This is a genomic window from Paraburkholderia susongensis (assembly GCF_900177725.1).
Taxonomy (GTDB): Bacteria; Pseudomonadota; Gammaproteobacteria; order Burkholderiales; family Burkholderiaceae; genus Paraburkholderia; species Paraburkholderia susongensis.
Window position 1 is genome coordinate 61,712 of sequence record NZ_FXAT01000019.1, and the last position, 17,618, is coordinate 79,329.

The following is a 17,618-nucleotide window of genomic DNA, read 5'->3' on the forward strand; positions in this document are numbered from 1 at the left end:
TTCGAAAAGATGATCGCTCCTGGAAACTCCAGATCGAACGAGCTGCCAGACCTAACCATCACGTCAATACGTTTTGCTCGTTCAAAATACGCATAACACACCCTGAGTCCGAAATGCCCTAACTCCTTTGAAATAGATTACGAGTGGACTTGAATGAGAATGTCACTTTTTGAAACGTCGCTACAGGTTGCAGCGAAACGACATCTAACCGTATGCTGGCAGCTTGTCCAGGGTGCCACGCAAGATCGTCACTAACCGGTGGGGCGGGTATCCAGTGGCGAAGACCGCGATCTGTGAGTTGGCGAACGTGCAGCACTTTTTCGTCAAACCAGCGCTTGGGTGAACAATTGGACCCAAAGCCGTCATCAGCTGCCGCGCGAACGCGAGCGACACTTGCGAGGCATCGGCGATCACCGGCGTATTCAGGCTTTCCAGCCGAAGTGCCGCCCGATCCGGCAGCACTTCGCGCTCAGCCGACATCAGCTACGCGCCTCACCTAGTCGCAAACGGCTTGCCTGACACCTCATCTCTCGGCATGTTTCACCGAGTCCAGCCAGGTTTCGTCCGCTTTCTGGACAGGTGCATGTCCTGCGCGCCACTGCGTCGCAGCAAATTTACCGTGACAGCTCCTTTGATAAATATGGACGCCACTCGTTACAAAAATCCAGATTATGTTTAAGCGCTGCCTCCATTCTGGAGGATGATTTTGTACAAATTCCTATTCCTAAAATCTTATGACAAGGCGTCATACTCTGGATTTCGCGTCATTGAGCATATCGATTTACGGCCGAATTTCATTAAAATCGGATCAGCGAGGTGTGTTTATTTACTATGCCATATTACAATTTTTTTGAACAGAATGATTGGTGCATTTTCACATCGACATTTTTGGTGCTGATTCATAAAGAAGAATTTCAGAAATAGGCAGAATTTTCACCGTAAGACAGTCCTGCCATCCGCGATAAATCAGCAAATTCTGCCAAAAGATGCGGCAATGATTTATGGCACAACCAATTGGAATTAATGATTGGTCAGCGCTACCATCGAAATTCCAATAGTAAGCACTCCGTTCGATTTTTCGCAGATAACAGAGCTGCCGTCATGCACGACGGCAGCTCTGCACAGGAATACCGCAACGTGAAAAATTGATTTTTCAGTTACTTCAAATATATCCGCAGAGAGATTATTCGAGATGTTCAATTTCTTGCTCTCACGAGCAAAGCCATCGGTGGCGCAGTCAAATGTACAAAGCCGCTACGCTTCCTTGAAGATGCGCGCGCTTTTTGGTGTATTCATCGGATATTCCGCTTACTACTTTGTTCGTTCCAATTTCACGCTATCCACACCTTATCTGATGAAGGTACTTAATTTGAGCAAAACCGACGTCGGTCTTCTCAGCAGTTGCTTGCTTATCACCTATGGCATTAGCAAAGGGGTTATGAGCGTCATGGCCGATAAATTCAACCCAAAATACTACATGATGTTCGGGTTGGTTTTATCATGTATTGTCAATCTGTCTATGGGATTCGGAACGGAAGTCTGGATGTTCGTCGTGCTCGTGATCTTCAATGGGCTGTTTCAGGGCATGGGCGCGGGTCCTGCGTTTATCACGATTGAGAGCTGGTTTCCGCGGAGCCAGCGCGGTCGCATTAGTGCCGTGTGGGGAATCTCTCACAACGTGGGCGCAGGAATGGTCGCGCCGATTGCGGTAGGCGCCTTCGCTCTATTCGGTGCCGAGCACTGGCGGGCTGCGAGCTACTGCGCGCCGGCCGCAGTATCGGCAATAGTGGTATTGGTCGTCCTGATGACTGGTGCCGGCACGACTTATAACGAAGGATTGCCGCCTTTGGAGAAAATCCTGCCCACAGAAGCAGGTGAAAATCTGGTCAAGGGAGGCGACCACGCGCCGGATAATATGAGTGCCTTGGAGATTTTCCGCCGCTACGTGTTGCCCAACAAACATGTGTGGTACGTCGCGTTAGTCGACTCCTTCGTTTACCTGATCCGCTTTGGCGTGATTACCTGGCTACCCATCTATCTGCTACAAGCCAAGGGCTTTACCAAGGCACAAATGAGTATTTCTTTTGCCGTTTTCGAATGGCAGCGATTCCATCAACGCTTTTTGCCGGTGTATTGAGTGATCGGTTCTTCAAGGGACGGCGGATGCCTCTTGCGATAATCAGCATGGCCGGTATTTTCTGCGCACTGCTTTTCTACAGGGAATCGTCTACCTTGACCGGAGTGACCATCGCTTGCGGCGTGATTGGATGCCTGATTTATGTGCCAGTTTTCCTAGCCTCCGTGCAAAGCATGGAGGTCGTGCCGTCGTTTGCGGTCGGATCAGCGGTCGGCTTACGTGGTTTCATGAGTTACGTAGTGGGCAGCACTCTTGGCACGGCCATAATGGGCAAGCTCATGGATGTCTATGGTTGGAGTGTAAGTTTTTATATGCTGTTTGGCGGAACCATCCTGTGCATCATCTTTTGCATGCTTGCACACCGTGGCACGTTGGAATTAGAGGCGAAAAAACAGATAGAACACGACCAGCAAACCAGGAGAGAGAACTTGCGGTGTGAACGCGGAACCTGACGAAATTCCCGCAAGCGATAAAATTCACAGCGACGCACCGCATTGGATACCGCCTGCATTCCTCTTCGCTAACGAGTAACTGCTTTACCAGGCAAGCCGTCTGGATGGACTCATCCATGGCTTGCCTGTTTTTGCAATGGCGTTAAGATAGTCAGCCCCTTTTGCATGCAGGCAACCGGACCACCTTGTTGAGCTGACCGACGGCAACGAGCCGATGATCGAAGATACCGATCACCGCGTTGAAGCGAACAGCTTCTAACTGCGAGGCTGCTACGCGACCTTCGATGCAGTTTGTGATCCCGAAAACCGAATTGCAGCAAACGCTCGCAGCACTGCACCGGGTTCACCAAGCCCTAGTTCGCGATCGGCGTTCAAATATCTTACCCAGCAGATCGGCGATATCGATAAAGAGCTCGATCGGTAACTGGCTGAGGATCAGTTTTAGGCAACGCCTGCTGACGATTCCCGGTGTTCCCCCCTTACCGCCAGTCCGCTTGTATCAGAGTACAGTGACGGAAAGCAGTACCGATGCGGCTAAGATTTCATCGCTGCAAGGGGCTGGTACCAAAGCAATACGGTACAAGCGATAGAGCGAACCTGCTTGGACTCTCTAAGCGAGATGACAAGAATATCCGCCATCTGCTGGTCCAGTGTGCCCGAGCGTTTATGCTGCGGCTAGACAGGCAGTTCGGGCGTGTGGTCGACTGCGTTCGGACAATGCTTGTGCAACGACATTCCAGTGTAGTTGCTTGTGCCCTAGCCAGCAAGCTTGCACGAATTACATGGGCAATTGCGAGCTCTAACACGGTGTTCGAACGAAGGCGTCCAGTCCAGCGTCGTGACGAACTGTTGCCGATAGTTTGATGAAATCAATCGGTCTGGTTTTGCGACCACGGATAATTGATGACGTGAATGGCTAAACGGCTCGATGGAAATCCTGAAAGGCTAACGAGCTTCCTGAAGCTGCAGCTGTTATCAGGACCGCAAGGCGCGATTCTCGTCGTGGCGCGAAGAACGTCCCTCACAACGGCGTCGAATAGATTTTTGCAAACCACCCACACATCAACATCAATGTTGCAAAAAATGGGGGTGACCATAGATTAATCTTGACCATCGTGACAGACGGATCGAGGAGATGGGTAAGCCAATCATCGACGACGAACTGTAGGCACCAATCGAACCACTGCTGCCTCGGACAAAGCCGCGTCGCTTCAAGTACCCCGGCCACAAACCAGTACTGGATCACGCAGCTTTGGCAGGCATCCTGTTCGTGCTGAAGACGGGCATTCGCTGCTAAGACTTATCAGCGGAAATGAGTTGCGGTTGGGGTGGGAAAAAAACTGGCCTGCCCCTCCCTGATCGAGCGCGCCCCGGCTCTAGGCATCACTTCGCCACCGACGCCAACGGCACGCCGATCGCGGCAATCCTGACCTGCGCCAACCGGAGCGACATCACACAACTGGTTCCGCTCATCAAGGCCATCGTGCCGATTGGCGGCGTGCGGGGGCAACCTTTGAGCCGTCCTGGCCGCGTTTACGCAGAACGCGGTTACGACCACGGCAAATACCGCCGCATCCTTCGCGAGCACGGTATTCCTATCAGCATTGCACGGCGCGGCCACCCTCACCCCAGGGGCTGTGGAGAATTCCGTTGGGTCGTCAAACGTACTCGTGTCTGGTTGCACCATTTGGACCGGCTACATATTCGTTTCGAACGTCGCACTGACATTCATGAAGCGTTTCTCAAACTCGGCTGTTAAAGGTCATTCCTTGGGCAGTCAGTCCCACCGATGCCTCATCCTCCTATCTCGGAGATCCGCTGATCTTTTTGTTCAAGTGCTTCTGATGCTCCCGACGTCGAGACAGACGAAGACAATGACGTTTCGTAAGGGCTAGAAAAAGTGAAGCCCCGAAAAATGGCCGTTCGGGGCTTCGATGGGCAAGCCCCTTGACGAAGTTTGAAGCATGACTTGCCCACGAACATTATAGAAAAGACACGTGCTGAGGATTGTGAATTAAGATGACCCGCCTTTCGGATTGGCACAGCGTCACGACAGTCCGGGATTTCTGCCGCGAAGAGAGCCTTATCCACTGTGGTGCACAGCCGATCAACATAGTGCTGGCCTTGAGGATCCTGCCGCCGAGACGGTGCGACGACCGCAATGAAACGGCTTTTTAGCCGTATGCTGCCACGCAAAATCGTCACCAACGAGCGGTGCGACTATCCGCTGGCGAATACCGCCATCTCTGAGTTGGCAAACGCGCAGTACCTGTTCGTCAAGCCGGCGCCCGGTTGAACAATGGGGCCTAAAGCAGCCGAGGGCGTATGGAAACTCCATTTCCGCCACTGAGCGCGCGGTTGCGGGCTGGACAGATCAAGTTAGATGAGTCGCGCTTGCGCTAATCGAACATTGCGGTCGCGAAAAATCTCTCAGGGCTTCAGCTTGCAGCCATCTTCATCGACTTCATCAATCCGGCAACTCCGATTATATTCAGGACGCACTTGAGATTGTAGACCAGCACCTGAATGTTCATTGCGATGCTCACCCGTCCGAGCGTCCGGGTCAGGAAGTGCGTGACCCCCAACCACTGCCTCAGCGTGCCGAAGACGTGTTCAACAGTGCTTCTTCGAATGATCATTGCATCAAGCTTCTGGTCGAGCCGACGCTGCACGGCTTCCAGTACATTTTCGTGCTCCCATCGTCGGATGTGACGGTGGTGTTGGGCAAATATTGCCCCTTGAGATGGCAACGTGGGCGAGCGCTGGACCAATACACGTGCAGATTCATGTCATGCTCAAGGATCTTGAATCGCAGCATTGCGCGCTCACCGGCTAGGCATCGATATTCATCGTTCCGAGCAAAGTAGATGAAGTCGCGTTTGGTGAAGAGTCGCTTCTTCCCTGACACTGACGTGAGTGGTTTCGGGACATACGCCTTCATCCCGGCGAATTCGCAATTTCGGATGTCCGAACCACTGAAGTAGCCTCGTTCATCCGGCGCCGTCAGCTTTGGCCTGTCCATCGCGTTCTCCGCAGAACTTGCCATCCTGCTGAGTTGCCCTTGATCGCTTCCAATATTTGTCACCTCGTACTCCACGATCAGATGGTGCTTTGTATCCACGACGTTCTGAACGTTCTAGTCGACGGGCACGATCACCGAAGTCCAGCCACGTTCGGTCCGGCTTCTGAGCAGACGCATGTTGCCCACGGTATTGCTTCGCGGACGATTTAACGTGACAGCGTACGCACTCCCTCATATCAGCAGGCCCGCGACTATGACAGCGCGCGGGAGAGAGAAGAGCCACGGTCTTATAGATGGCCTCTACTCGATCTTAAGGATAACCTTACATGAGTAACGAAATGTAACGCAAAGAAGTAATCTTACGAGGGGCGGCCTCACTGTTCTTCAACAATTGAAAACACAAATCTTCAATGTGGTTTCCTATTCGTCCGGTTTCTCATAAAACGCGTATCGCCGATCATGATCGCAGTAGGCTGGAAACCGGATGCTCCATCCGACTCGAGAAATCTGCTTCCAGTCTGCTCTCCGCCTTGAGGATTGCCGTGACCGGTCATTACTGTTTGTTCTGGATATGGCAGATTAAGAGGCAATAGATACTTGATCTATCACGTACACAGAACTGGCGATCTCATCTGGTCGAAAGAGGATTGAAATCGGGTCGCCTGATTTCGTGATGAAGAGATTGACGTGTAGCGCGCGGGATTCGGCATACCCGCATTCGCAATCTTATTTAGTGACAATCTGTGACCACTTCATCAACATTCGGCAACTAGAATCGCCTCGTTGATCGCTGCAACCGAGGTACTTCGATCTCAAGTTGCGGCAACAGACTTCTCCGACGAATTCTATCTTGATGCGAGACAGCGCGCTCAGATCTATATCGTCTCGGGAGTGTGATGTGCCGTTGCATCCACGCGGTCAACTGAACCGGACTAGATACGAATGGTCGAGATAAACAAACGAGTAGATATCCTGCATACCGACCTCGGCGAAACCCAATCCTACGATCTCCAGCCGTGCATATGTGTAACAGTGCCTGAACCTCGGTACGGTTCACGCAACCGAGCGGTACAACGAACAGGATGGATAACTCGCAATTACAGGCTGTCAAATATTATTGCACTTGCGGTCTCTTTCTTCGCCATCGGTAGATGTGCGGCATCAGATTTGCCCGCACCGCCAGCCAACCCCGAAAGCCCCGCGCCAGTTAACGCGTGCGCAGCCAGTCCCAATGTCCCCGCCGGGTTCTACAAGGTCAACAGAGGCGATACGCTCCAAAGTATTGCGACTGCTTTCGGGCGAGACGCTAAGGCGATTGCTCTATGGAATCAAATCGACGAGGACAGCTCAGTGTTGGCCGGTCAGGTGGTGCACGTCGCTCCTCCCATAGTCGCTCCCCTTGTGGAAGCGCAAAGAGATTGCGACGGTGATATCACTATTGGTATGCAGCAACAGCCGCAGCTCTCCGAATTTGCTCCGACTGATGTCACACAGCAGGTTTCTCGTTCCTGCGGACACACGGGTGCGGCGGATGCCTCGACTCCACAAAACGTCGACGAAACGGCTTCGGAGCGAGCCACTCGTGAAACACGATCGTTACACGGGGCAACGTTTGCATGGCCACTGCACGGTACCGTCAAAATTCCATTCGAAGCGAAAAAAACAAAGGGCATCACAATCGAAGGAAAGACTGGTGAATTCGTCGTAGCCGCCGCAGGCGGCCGCGTCGTGTACGCGGGAGGTCGCATCGCCACATATGGCCAGTTGATCATCATCAAGCACAACGTCCACCTCCTCACCGCCTATGGAAACAACGGAACACTCCTGATAAAGGAAGGCAGCGTGGTGACACGAGGTCAAAAGATCGCAAAGGTCGGTGTCGCGGACAATGGCAATCCACTTCCCGTCAGTTTCGAAATTCGTGACAACGGCGATCCTGTCGACCCGTTGATGTTTCTGCCCGTTCAACCAGACGCTAACAATGGGGTCCACGCGTTCAACTGACCGCGCTTCAACAAAGCAGCACTGTTCACTTTTTTCCTCTACAAAGCCTCGCTTGTGGCACGGTCATGCCTCGTCACGCGACGCGCACCTCACGTCTATGAAAATATGTCGAGCTTCATACGGAACGACGCTTGCTACGCTCGCGTGCATTGCAGGCTGCGCGCTGCCGGCAGCGCCGGATTCAAAACCTGATGTTCTTGAGTCGCAGCAGTCGACACATGAACCCCTTGGTCCCACTCCTCCGCAAGATTCACCCCCACAAGTTTTAATCAAACCGCAGGCGGCTCCGACACTGATGGACGAGAAGTTCACCGCATCAGTTCAACCGCAGCCTCGTAATGGCAAGGATACGCGAGGTTTCCTGCAGACTGGATTTGCATCATTTTATGGAAAAGCCTTTGATGGAAGGCGAACGGCCAATGGCGAGCGTTACGATATGTACGCCTTCACGGCTGCTCACCGTACCCTGCCATTGGGTTCATACGTGCGCGTCAGCGTGCCATCTAATGGCAGATCAGTCATTGTGCGAATCAACGATCGAGGGCCTTATGTCCACGGACGCGTGATCGATTTGTCGTACGCGTCGGCGACGGCTTTAAATCTTCAGCCCGCTGGCACGATGTGGGTCGAAATTGCGAGCGTCGATCCGTCCGGGGGGCCACGCGTTATTTTGAATTCAGCAAAAAACAGATACTAGTCGCCGCACTCAATAGAAATATTGTTATCCATAAAACGATCGCCCGCATTGCGTGGTCGAATTTTCACTCTCGAATTTCGAGCATGACCAAGTCGGAACCGGGGGCGGCGTTCAGCTAGCGAGCTCTCGACGATGATTCCGGCTGTTGTCGTATCTGACCGCTTAATGCTAACCCATTTTCAGTCACCAAAGGACGCCGCTTTCCACCGCTACGGGCTTCAAAGCGTGAGGTTCATTGATACAATCGAGCAGATCGATTTCAATAGCGCGTGCGAGGGCATTTATCGGCACGTCGTTCTCCGTGTTCGAGAAAGGGCTCTGCATATCATCTCCGACCTTCAATAGTGCAAGAAGCAAAAAGCCGGCCGCAGTCGAGCCCAGCGGCGTATAGACTCCCAGCGACCCGACCAGACCCACCGGCATCAGAAAGCAGAAAGCGTGGGTGAAAAAGACAGGATAAGCTGAGTACTGGTTGGGAAATGGCGTATTCTTGATGCGCTCCATACCGCCTTGTGCATTCGACAATTCACTCATCGTGCGAGTCACCGTTGCGAGCCTTATGCTGTCCAATCCCGTTTGCGTTGCGATGATTTCCGCAGTTCGATTCATAATTGCGTTTGGAACATTTGCAACGCCTTTCAGTCTCAGCACCTCGCCCGGCGCTAGCCGTCGAGCAAGTTCATCCCAAGGTGGCTCGCGCCGCAGATGCAAACGCAACGCGTGCACGTACGCGATATGTCTCCGCACTAGCTCCTCTGTCAAGCCGGGTAAGCCTTCCGGCAACAGAAGACGAATTTCTCGGGCGAAGCTACGGGAATGATTGACCATTGCGCCCCATAGTGTTCGTGCTTCCCACCAGCGTGCATATGCAGCGGCATTACGGAAGCTGAGATAGATAGCAATGACGGATCCCAATAGCGATAACGGCAATCCTGGAAATGTCAGGCTACCGCGCGTATGCAGGTACACAACCGTCACCACGACATCCCACATCAGCAGCCATATGAGAGGACGTCCCACGTATCGTAGTATTTCGGCCCAACGGACTCTGCCCGGCACGATCATTTCCCCCCCTCAGCGAGCCGGTCCACCACTGACGGATGGGTTCGCAAATGCGCGAGTTGCAGACACACGTCATCTTCCACTTGCGCCTGGACAGTCAGGTCACCCACCAGACTGCGAGCGACTACTACCCCGCGTGCCGCTTCCGCATTTCTTAGCCGTCCTTCTACCGTGAGCATTGGAAGAGAGCCAAGCTGACATCCAGAACATGTTGTTTGCCGTTCATCTTTTCCTTCTTTTCAAGGTTGATTGATTAGCTTCTACTTTCAGGAGATGTGAGGAGATTACCAAATCGCAGGGATTGCAATAATTAACGATGTTCAAATCGAGGCGGGATAAGACAACAACGCACGCCACCTGTTTGGTTTATGAGCGGACTAGCGAACGGTGTTCCGTCGATAGATGTCAAATCGCCGTGCTGAGGAAAATATTCTCCCTGAGTCAACCGAGTTGCAACGGAGTCGTGGAAGCGCAATATGGGAGAACCCTGATGTGCATCTAACGGACACTCGCTAGTCGATGCCATTGCATCTGTCGCATCTGTCAAAGGCCGCACAATTTGACAAAAAGTCACGAAGACCAACAGTCAAATTTCTAAAATCCAACTCATCGGTGTCAATGCGGCGGTAACGCTACAGTTTGATCTGAACGGCAAGCAAACGCGATGAAGAAATATGCTGTTCCAATGCTGCCGTACAAGACCACTCATCCTGCAAGACCCGCAGCCTTGTTACCACGATTTGCTAATGATCGAGATGCTATAGATTGTTTGACGGCATCGTTGCCTGATTGCAGAAAGAGGAATCAACATGAACGTTGCCCACAGAAGTGGAAGTATTTTTCTCATGGCAGCCGCTGACATGCACTTCCCGTACGGTCCCCCCGTGCCAGTCGCAGTTAGTACAAGGGGCATGACTGCTATGCAGACTCCCGTCAATATGCGGATTCTGTACAACGGCACGGATGTCACGACAACGGCCAACGATATGACCACCACGGGTGCCGAAAGCATGTTTCAGGCGGTCATATCAGGTGCTAGGCCTGGTTCCGTGGCCAAGGCCATTCGAGGAAGCCAGTGCTGGTATGTAGACGGCAAAGCAGTGGTCCGAAACAACGATATAGGCATGAACACGCTCAATAACACCGTTTCCACGATGATGGGTTCGACCTCACAGTATATGAATAACGGTTGATCGTCGTTCACGACGCGATACCGCTGTCAGGTGGTCCATCCCCCTTCTGCGCGACGTGCTCAATCTGTCGATTCCTATTCGGCCCAGGACTGTAATGCAACACGGCCCCACATTTCATCGACTGGTCAATACATCCGCGTTGCTTATCGCGGTGGCCTGCCTTGCCGGCTGCGGATTGGGTGCCGGAATTGCAAGCACCTACAGACAGGTCATCGGCACGGAATCAGCGCAACGAAACATCCAGGTCAATCTCTCCGGCGGGAAGGATCTGAACCCTAGCGTTCGTAGAATTCCGTCTCCCGTGGAGGTCTGCCTGTATCTTGTTCTCGAGCCAGACTGGCTTCCAGAGCCGCAGCAATTCGACAGCAAGTGCGCGACCGCGCGGTCGAACGGTGATCAGGTGTTGAGTGAGCGACGCATCGTTGCGCCAAATCGCACTGAGACCTTAGTGATAAAAGCACCCGGCAATCGGGATAGCTGGTTGGTGATCGATGCGGATTTCCGCACGAGGTCTGCCAAAGCCGAACCACTTCGCGTGGCGACGAAAAGAACGAGGAACAGTGTGGAAAACGTACTGCTCGACGAACAGCAGATCACCCGCTCCAAGGCCTCAGCCCCGTGACATCCTTCGTCCACGCAGACAGCACCAACCCCCGTTCATACTTTAAGCGCGCCCATTCATGAGTCAGATCAATTGCAACCGCGTTGCGTGGAATGAGGGCATGCTGATCGAGGTGCAGCATTTCCAGCAACTGGAGCGAAGCCTCGAACACCGCGCAGCGAATCGTTTCGCGCAGACTTTGAATCATGGGTGGGGTTTCACGCACTACGAAATCGACCATGAGGCGCTCGGCCTCAATCGTTTTGGACTGCGCAGGGCTCGCGGCACGTTTCCAGACGGCACCGCATTCTCGATACCGGAGGGCGACCCATTGCCGGAATATGTCGATCTGCAACGGGCGGTTCCTGGCGATGTAATCTGTCTTGCCGTGCCGATGGCTCATCTTGGTACCGGTGAGGTCGAATACGACGGGCGTACACACGGCGCACGTTACTTCGCCATACTTACCGAGGTGGCGGACGCCAATGTTGCGCGTTTGTCCGGCGTCACCGCACAGCGTGTCAACATGCCCCTTGGCATGCTCAACTCACGATTGTGTCTTGAATCGCAGCTTCGCTCGAACGAAACCTTTCTGCGGCTCGCGCGCGTGCGAGGGCGCCAATCGGCATCGTCCGTTCTGCTCGACGAACATTTCATTCCGGCGCTTCTCGACTCGCGAGCCCATCCGTCACTAAAGGCGTTATGCGCCGAATTTCAGAGTGTTCTTTCTCTTCGACTCGGCTCGCGAATCCAGGGTACTGTGTTGTCGGCCGGTGGCAGTGTAGCCGAGTTGATCGAATTGCTCATGGCACAGGCACTGGCCGAATATCGCCTGCGTTTACGGCATCTCGACGCGTTCTCTCCCCTTCCTCCTTCATCGCTGTTCGTCGAACTGATGGGTCTGCTGGGTCGGCTCGCGATCGTTCCTGGGCTTGAGGACGTGGCCGATCGAACCGATCTCGCCTATGACCACGACAACCTGCAGGTAAGCTTTCAGGCTCTGTCGCAGGCGTTGCGGCGTGCACTGGCGCTGATTATCGAAACCCCGCTGCTGTCGCTGCCTTTCGAAAATCAAGGGGATGGCTTCTATCGTTGCGTGATCGATCGCCAATGGCGGCTGCAGAAACTGGTCTTCGCGTTCAGAGCAGAGATGCCGTCGGAAACACTGCGCGTGCAATTACCCCAACAGATCAAGCTTGGGCCCGTCGAAACTATCCAGAAACTGGTCGACCTGCAGTTGCCCGGCGCGCGTCTCATGCCGGTGCCGGTTACACCGCGTCACGTTCCCTTCTACGCGCAATCGGTTTACTTCGAAGTCGAGTCGACGGACTCCTTCTGGGAAAGCACGGTCAACAGTGCGGCCATGGCGCTACGAGTAGTGGGCGACTTTCCAGGGTTGCAATTTGAAGCGTGGGGCTTGCGTGAGGGCAAAGTAGCATGAATTTTCTGAACGATGTTGCGGCCATGCTGCGCCGTATGCCAGGGATGCAAAACACCCCTGGTATTAACGCGGATTGGCGCCGCCTGCCCGGCATGTCGGCCGGCTCCGAAGCGGCGTCGGTGGCTGACTCCCTGTTTAGCCCATTCGCCAATACGACGACGCAGTCCACTCACGGCGACACCGCGCATAACGCCAGCGAGGCCGCCGAGCGGACCGCCTTGGCACCCGCCAGGGAATCGCAAACACCACTGCAGCCTGCGGGAACCGTAAGATTGGGCACGGCCCGGATTGCACCGCCAGTCACGCGCGCCGGACGCAGTGAGGCGCGCTGGAATAATCCGATCATCAATGCCGCTATGCCGGTGTTGTTGCGTCTGCACCGCGGCAATGACGACGCCCAATGGATCGACGCGAACAGTCGGTCGCAACTGGCTCTCGAGCTCAAGCTGTTTCGCGAGCGGTTGATCAAGGAAGGACAGCCGAGCGCGGTCGTCGACGATGCTTCATATCTCCTGTGTACGTATTTAGATGAAACGGCTAACGATTCGGCCCGCCTCCGCCATTCGACGCCCTATGACGGCCAACGTTCGTTGCTCGTCGAGTTTCATGGCGATTCATGGGGTGGCGAAGACGCTTTCTCAGATCTCCAAAACTGGATGACCAAGACGCCACTACCAGTCCCTCTGCTGGAGTTATACGAACTCGTGCTGTCTTTAGGTTGGCAAGGTCGATACCGGGTACTGGACCGCGGCCCGGTCTTGTTGGCCGATCTACGCTCGCAATTGAATACGTTGCTCTGGGGAGAAAAGACACCCTCTCCCCTTGGCGCGGCACTCCCGGTATCTCAGCAAGACGCGAAGCGCGGTTGGTGGACGGCAACGCGGCTCTGCCTGCTGGTGCTTGTAGCGCTCCTGCTGCTTTACGGTCTCGCGGTTATTGATCTCGACAGCCGCGGCCGACCGGTGAGAGCAGCGCTGGCAGCTTGGGAACCGCCCATGCACACTATCGATCTAGAGAAAAATCTGCCCGATGCCATCGAAGTGATTACGCGCGAAGGGTGGATGAGCGCTCAAAGGTATAAGGACGGATGGCGGCTGACCTTCAGATCCGATCGCGCATTCAATGCCGGGGACGCCCAGTTCTTGCCCAGTTTTGAACCGCTCATCAAGCGCTTCGCCGATGCCATCGCCCCGTGGCCTGGAAACATTGAGGTGGTGGGCCACACCGACGCGCAGCCAGTGCATACGAGCCGATTCCCGAGCAACCTCGCGCTTTCCGAGCAACGCGCCCGTATTGTGGCCGAGACGTTGATCCGCAACGCCGACACCAGCGTGAATCGGCCCGCGCGCCGGATCACCTGGTCCGGGCGAGGCTCGTCGGAGCCAATCGATCCGGCGAATACGCCACAGGCCTATGAGCGCAATCGCCGCGTCGAAATATTATGGAATGTCGTGGGTCTGCGCAACCAATCCTTAAGGGCGGATCAACCGTGATACGCATTGGACTGCGAGTCATCGTGGGGTGTCTGCTCGCGTTGACGATATGGTGGATTGGGCCGCTACTGTTGATCGGTACGTTTCGCCCGTTTGGCTGGCTGCTGATGCGTCAGGTGCTGGTTGGCCTGATTTTATTCTGGGGCTTCTGGCCGCTTCTCGTGCGACTCCGGGGTCGCCTGTTTATGAGTTCCCGCCGGGTGCCACCGCTGACTCGTGCGAAGCAGGCTGACACATCGGACGCCATCACGTTGCAGGTGAAGGATTTCGACCGGCAGCTCGCACGACAATGGCTCAAGCGGTACCCGGGTTGGCGCGCGCGCTGGTTCGGCCTGCGCAACGGCGCGCATCGCGCCGAATTGCCGTGGCTCCTCGTGCTTGGTGCTGCCGGCAGCGGCAAGACGACGCTTATACGCCGCGGCAATGCCACTGCGAGCACGGATGGTGACGGCGCGTCGACGGACTACACGTCCGACACCAGCCACACCAACACCTGCCACTTCTGGCGGCTGGACAACGCGATCTGGATTGACGTCAATGGCGCCTGGCTCGAGCCAGGCGGGGCGCTGTCGTCCGATGCCTCTCCAGGCTGGCAACACCTACTCAAGGCATTGGCAAAACTCAAGCGCCGTCCGCCGATCGACAATCTCGCCATCTGCGTGGATGCGGACTGGCTGCTGCACGCCAACTTCGAGCAACGCAAAGCACTGAGCGATTCGATGCGGGAACGGCTGGCAGACGTGGCTGACCACTTCGATCAGAAGATGGCAATCCACGTTCTGGTGACAAGTCTGGACAAGGTACCGGGTGCCCTACCGTTTCTGAACTGCCTCGACGAAAGCGCTCTGGAAAAGGGTATCGGCTTCAGCCTCCCGTTGCCCGGGACAACTGAAATGCACGCGGTCACTGTTGACCAACTGCGGCAGATCATGGCACAGCTCGAGGCCCACATTCAGCAGCACATTCAGCTATTTTCGCCACATAGCGGCGATGCGCGGACGAATGTCGCACTCCTCGAATTTACCGAAGCGATGTCTGTGTTACGCGAACGTCTGCTGGACGTAATGAGTCGCTGCGTAGTCGGAAACGTCGCCAGCGAGTCGTGTGTCGTGCGTGGTGCGTGGCTCGGTACCTCGGTCGATCTTACGGCGGACCGATGCGCGACATTCTGGGAGGGCCCGGACGAGCACCAGGAGATCCGCCGTCTCGCGACACTATGGCGAACCCCGCTCGCGCAGATGAAGTCAGAGCGCGGCCTCGTTTCCAGCCAGGCACCACTCACACCAAAAGCCAGGGTGTGGCGACTGATACGCTGGTCTCTGTGTGGATCACTCGCAACGTGTCTACTGGTCGCGCTGACGTGGGCCTATCTGAACGAGCGTAACTATATCGACGCCGAACGGGCCGGCTTCGCCGAAAGCACACGGCTTGCGGAGGCGGCGTCAGCTGGCGGTTCGTCCGGAACTGCAATGATCGATGTGCTAGCCCAGATGCGCTATGCGAGGGATAACATCGACGAGGAACCGTGGCTCGGCTATTTCCCGTTCTTCGAGCATCGCAGAATCGAGAACACCTCAAAGGAAACCTACCGGAAACATCTGCGCAATACGCTGATGCCCGAGGTCTACAACTATGTGCGGCAAACGCTCACAACCGAATTGCGCAGTGACGCGGGCAACCCGTACACCACGCTCAAGATCTACCTGATGCTCGCGCATCCGGACAAACGTGATCCGGACGCCATCATCCGATGGATGCGGCCGCGCTGGAAGCAGTTGATGGGCAGCGCGTACGATGCAGAAGATCAGACCGACTATGAAGATCATCTGCGGGCTCTGTTCCTCGCGAAGGATATTCCGGGGACTCCGCAGGACAATAGCCTGGTTCGCGAAGCACGGGAGCGCGCCGCAAAGGTACCGACGGTCGCCCGAGTCATCGACAGGATCGAGGACGAAGGTCTACCCGATTCGATCGAACCGGTTTCGCTCGCGCGGGCCGGCGGCTTTGGCGCAGCCGCCAGCCTGCGGTTGCGCGACGGCGTGGCGCAGACGGACCCGGTCATTCCGGGCTGGTACACGCGAGCAGGCTATTTCGACGTGTTTCGCCCCAAGCTGCGCGGCGCGGTCAGGGACGTCATGCAGGAAGAAAGTTGGGTTCTGCGCGATCAACCTCTCTCGGGCAACACGTTCGAGCAGGAGCGCGCCGTCCAGGATCTCTACGATGCAACGCAATCACAATTTCTGCAGGACTACATTCGTCACTGGCAGGTATTTCTCAACAACGTCACGGTGCGTAGCTATAGCGGACTCGCAGACGCTTCGCAGATTGCCGCGTCGATGATGGAAGCACAGTCACCACTTGCTCAGCTCATGCGTTTCGCTGGCCGCGAGACCACGCTTGCCGGAAACTTCGAAGGTGGCGTGGCCGGCTGGCTCGATAGTCAGCGCACCAACGTCGACAAAAGCAAACGTGCGATTATCGGTGAGATTACGGGTGAGCGGACCAATTTGCGCTCGAGGCACGAACAGGTTGTCGACGATTATTTTGACCCGGTAAGGCGCATCGCATTACAAATCGACCAGGCGGTGGCCTCGACTGGCGGCTCCAACCCGCTAAACCGGCTGTTCGATCCGCTATACCGGCAACTGACGTTGGTCAACGGCGCGATGCTGGCAGGTCAAATCTTGCCCCAATACGACGCGTTCGCGCGTATGCGTGCCGACGCAGCTCTCCAGCCTGAACCGATACGCGGCATCATGCTTGATCTGGTGAACGGCGGCAGCAGCATGGCGGTCAGCAAGTCCGCCGCCATGCTGTCGCGGACCGCTGCTGGCGCGACGCGTGCCGTCTGCAATCAGGGTTTGATGACGAAATATCCGTTCAGACGATCCGCGTCAGCTGAAATCGGCGTGCAAAACTTCGAAGCGCTGTTCAGTCCGCAGGGAGAACTCGCGAAAAATTTTCAAGACCAACTAGCCACCTACGTCGACACCTCGCGCTCTCCGTGGCAGGCGATGCGTGTCGATGGACGTACAGCTCCACTGATCAGCGCGGAAGTCCTCCGTGCTTACGAGGCTGCCGATCACATTCGCACCGCCATGCTCGACGAGCAAGGCAAATTGCGTGTCAGCGTCATGATCGGCATTACGGACATGGATCCACAAATCGCCGAGGCTCAGCTCGACGTCGGCACAACGAGCCTGCACTACGCTCACGGCAGTGTCGAAACGCGCCGGGCGGACTGGGCAGCAAACAGCAGTAGCGGACAGGTTCGCGTCAGCCTGTTCCTGCGTTCGGTTGACGGACATACCGCGAACATCAGGTTCGATGGGCCGTGGGCTCTTTTCCGATTCTTCGATTCCGGTCGGCAGAGCGGAGTATCCGCCGACCGTAGAGAGACCGTGCACGACACTTCGCTTGGTGCCGTGCACGTCGAATGGCAGGCGCTGACAACGCCGGCCCCCCTGTGGTCCAACCTGTTGGACTCATTCCGCTGCCCTCGCTGAAAAGCGTAAA

12 protein-coding genes and 3 pseudogenes are annotated in these 17,618 nt (G+C 55.4%); 12 read left to right on the top strand and 3 right to left on the bottom strand.

Features of this window, described 5'->3' with window-relative positions:
- Positions 1-204 precede the first annotated feature (204 nt).
- Positions 205-480 (bottom strand): hypothetical protein, encoded by a 276-nt coding sequence (locus B9Z01_RS35770; protein ID WP_167387602.1) that lies wholly within the window; start codon positions 478-480, stop codon positions 205-207.
- A 712-nt stretch (positions 481-1,192) separates the two neighbouring features.
- Here B9Z01_RS35770 and B9Z01_RS32760 point away from each other — a divergent pair.
- The 5 genes and pseudogenes from B9Z01_RS32760 (at position 1,193) to B9Z01_RS36735 (ending at position 4,885) form a co-directional block, all read left to right on the top strand.
- On the top strand, positions 1,193-2,137 hold the full coding sequence (locus B9Z01_RS32760) for an MFS transporter (protein ID WP_244196219.1): 945 nt from the start codon (positions 1,193-1,195) through the stop codon (positions 2,135-2,137).
- Complete coding sequence (locus B9Z01_RS36510; RefSeq protein ID WP_244196225.1) at positions 2,023-2,589, top strand: MFS transporter; 567 nt, start codon at positions 2,023-2,025, stop codon at positions 2,587-2,589. The genes B9Z01_RS32760 and B9Z01_RS36510 overlap by 115 nt, the downstream gene beginning before the upstream one ends.
- A 260-nt stretch (positions 2,590-2,849) precedes the next feature.
- A pseudogene (locus tag B9Z01_RS36515) lies at positions 2,850-3,453 on the top strand (transposase); the annotation flags it as partial.
- A 310-nt stretch (positions 3,454-3,763) separates the two neighbouring features.
- A pseudogene (locus tag B9Z01_RS32770) lies at positions 3,764-4,348 on the top strand (transposase).
- 402 nt (positions 4,349-4,750) lie between these two features.
- On the top strand, positions 4,751-4,885 hold the full coding sequence (locus B9Z01_RS36735; protein WP_275937537.1) for a hypothetical protein: 135 nt from the start codon (positions 4,751-4,753) through the stop codon (positions 4,883-4,885).
- A 142-nt stretch (positions 4,886-5,027) separates the two neighbouring features.
- On the opposite strand, the pseudogene B9Z01_RS32775 reads toward B9Z01_RS36735, so the two are convergent.
- Positions 5,028-5,725, bottom strand: a pseudogene (locus tag B9Z01_RS32775) (transposase); the annotation flags it as partial.
- Between the two features lie 828 nt (positions 5,726-6,553).
- Here B9Z01_RS32775 and B9Z01_RS35960 point away from each other — a divergent pair.
- Positions 6,554-7,615 (top strand): peptidoglycan DD-metalloendopeptidase family protein, encoded by a 1,062-nt coding sequence (locus tag B9Z01_RS35960; protein ID WP_085489686.1) that lies wholly within the window; start codon positions 6,554-6,556, stop codon positions 7,613-7,615.
- A 295-nt stretch (positions 7,616-7,910) separates the two neighbouring features.
- Positions 7,911-8,312 (top strand): septal ring lytic transglycosylase RlpA family protein, encoded by a 402-nt coding sequence (locus B9Z01_RS36520; protein ID WP_420814748.1) that lies wholly within the window; start codon positions 7,911-7,913, stop codon positions 8,310-8,312.
- A gap of 183 nt (positions 8,313-8,495) precedes the next feature.
- On the opposite strand, the gene B9Z01_RS32790 is transcribed toward B9Z01_RS36520, so the two are convergent.
- On the bottom strand, positions 8,496-9,377 hold the full coding sequence (locus B9Z01_RS32790) for a bestrophin family protein (protein WP_085489688.1): 882 nt from the start codon (positions 9,375-9,377) through the stop codon (positions 8,496-8,498).
- Between the two features lie 806 nt (positions 9,378-10,183).
- Here B9Z01_RS32790 and B9Z01_RS32795 point away from each other — a divergent pair.
- From B9Z01_RS32795 to tssM, 5 genes are all read left to right on the top strand, one after another.
- Positions 10,184-10,567 (top strand): hypothetical protein, encoded by a 384-nt coding sequence (locus B9Z01_RS32795; RefSeq protein ID WP_143809131.1) that lies wholly within the window; start codon positions 10,184-10,186, stop codon positions 10,565-10,567.
- Positions 10,568-10,661: 94 nt separating this feature from the next.
- Complete coding sequence (locus tag B9Z01_RS32800; protein ID WP_085489690.1) at positions 10,662-11,189, top strand: type VI secretion lipoprotein TssJ; 528 nt, start codon at positions 10,662-10,664, stop codon at positions 11,187-11,189.
- 58 nt (positions 11,190-11,247) lie between these two features.
- On the top strand, positions 11,248-12,609 hold the full coding sequence (tssK, locus tag B9Z01_RS32805) for a type VI secretion system baseplate subunit TssK (RefSeq protein WP_085489691.1): 1,362 nt from the start codon (positions 11,248-11,250) through the stop codon (positions 12,607-12,609).
- A complete protein-coding gene (icmH, locus tag B9Z01_RS32810; protein WP_085489692.1) occupies positions 12,606-14,102 on the top strand; it encodes a type IVB secretion system protein IcmH/DotU in 1,497 nt (498 codons plus the stop codon). The genes tssK and icmH overlap by 4 nt, the downstream gene beginning before the upstream one ends.
- Positions 14,051-17,608: a type VI secretion system membrane subunit TssM gene (tssM, locus tag B9Z01_RS32815; RefSeq protein WP_085489693.1), complete on the top strand. Its 3,558-nt coding sequence runs from the start codon at positions 14,051-14,053 to the stop codon at positions 17,606-17,608. The genes icmH and tssM overlap by 52 nt, the downstream gene beginning before the upstream one ends.
- Positions 17,609-17,618 lie beyond the last annotated feature (10 nt).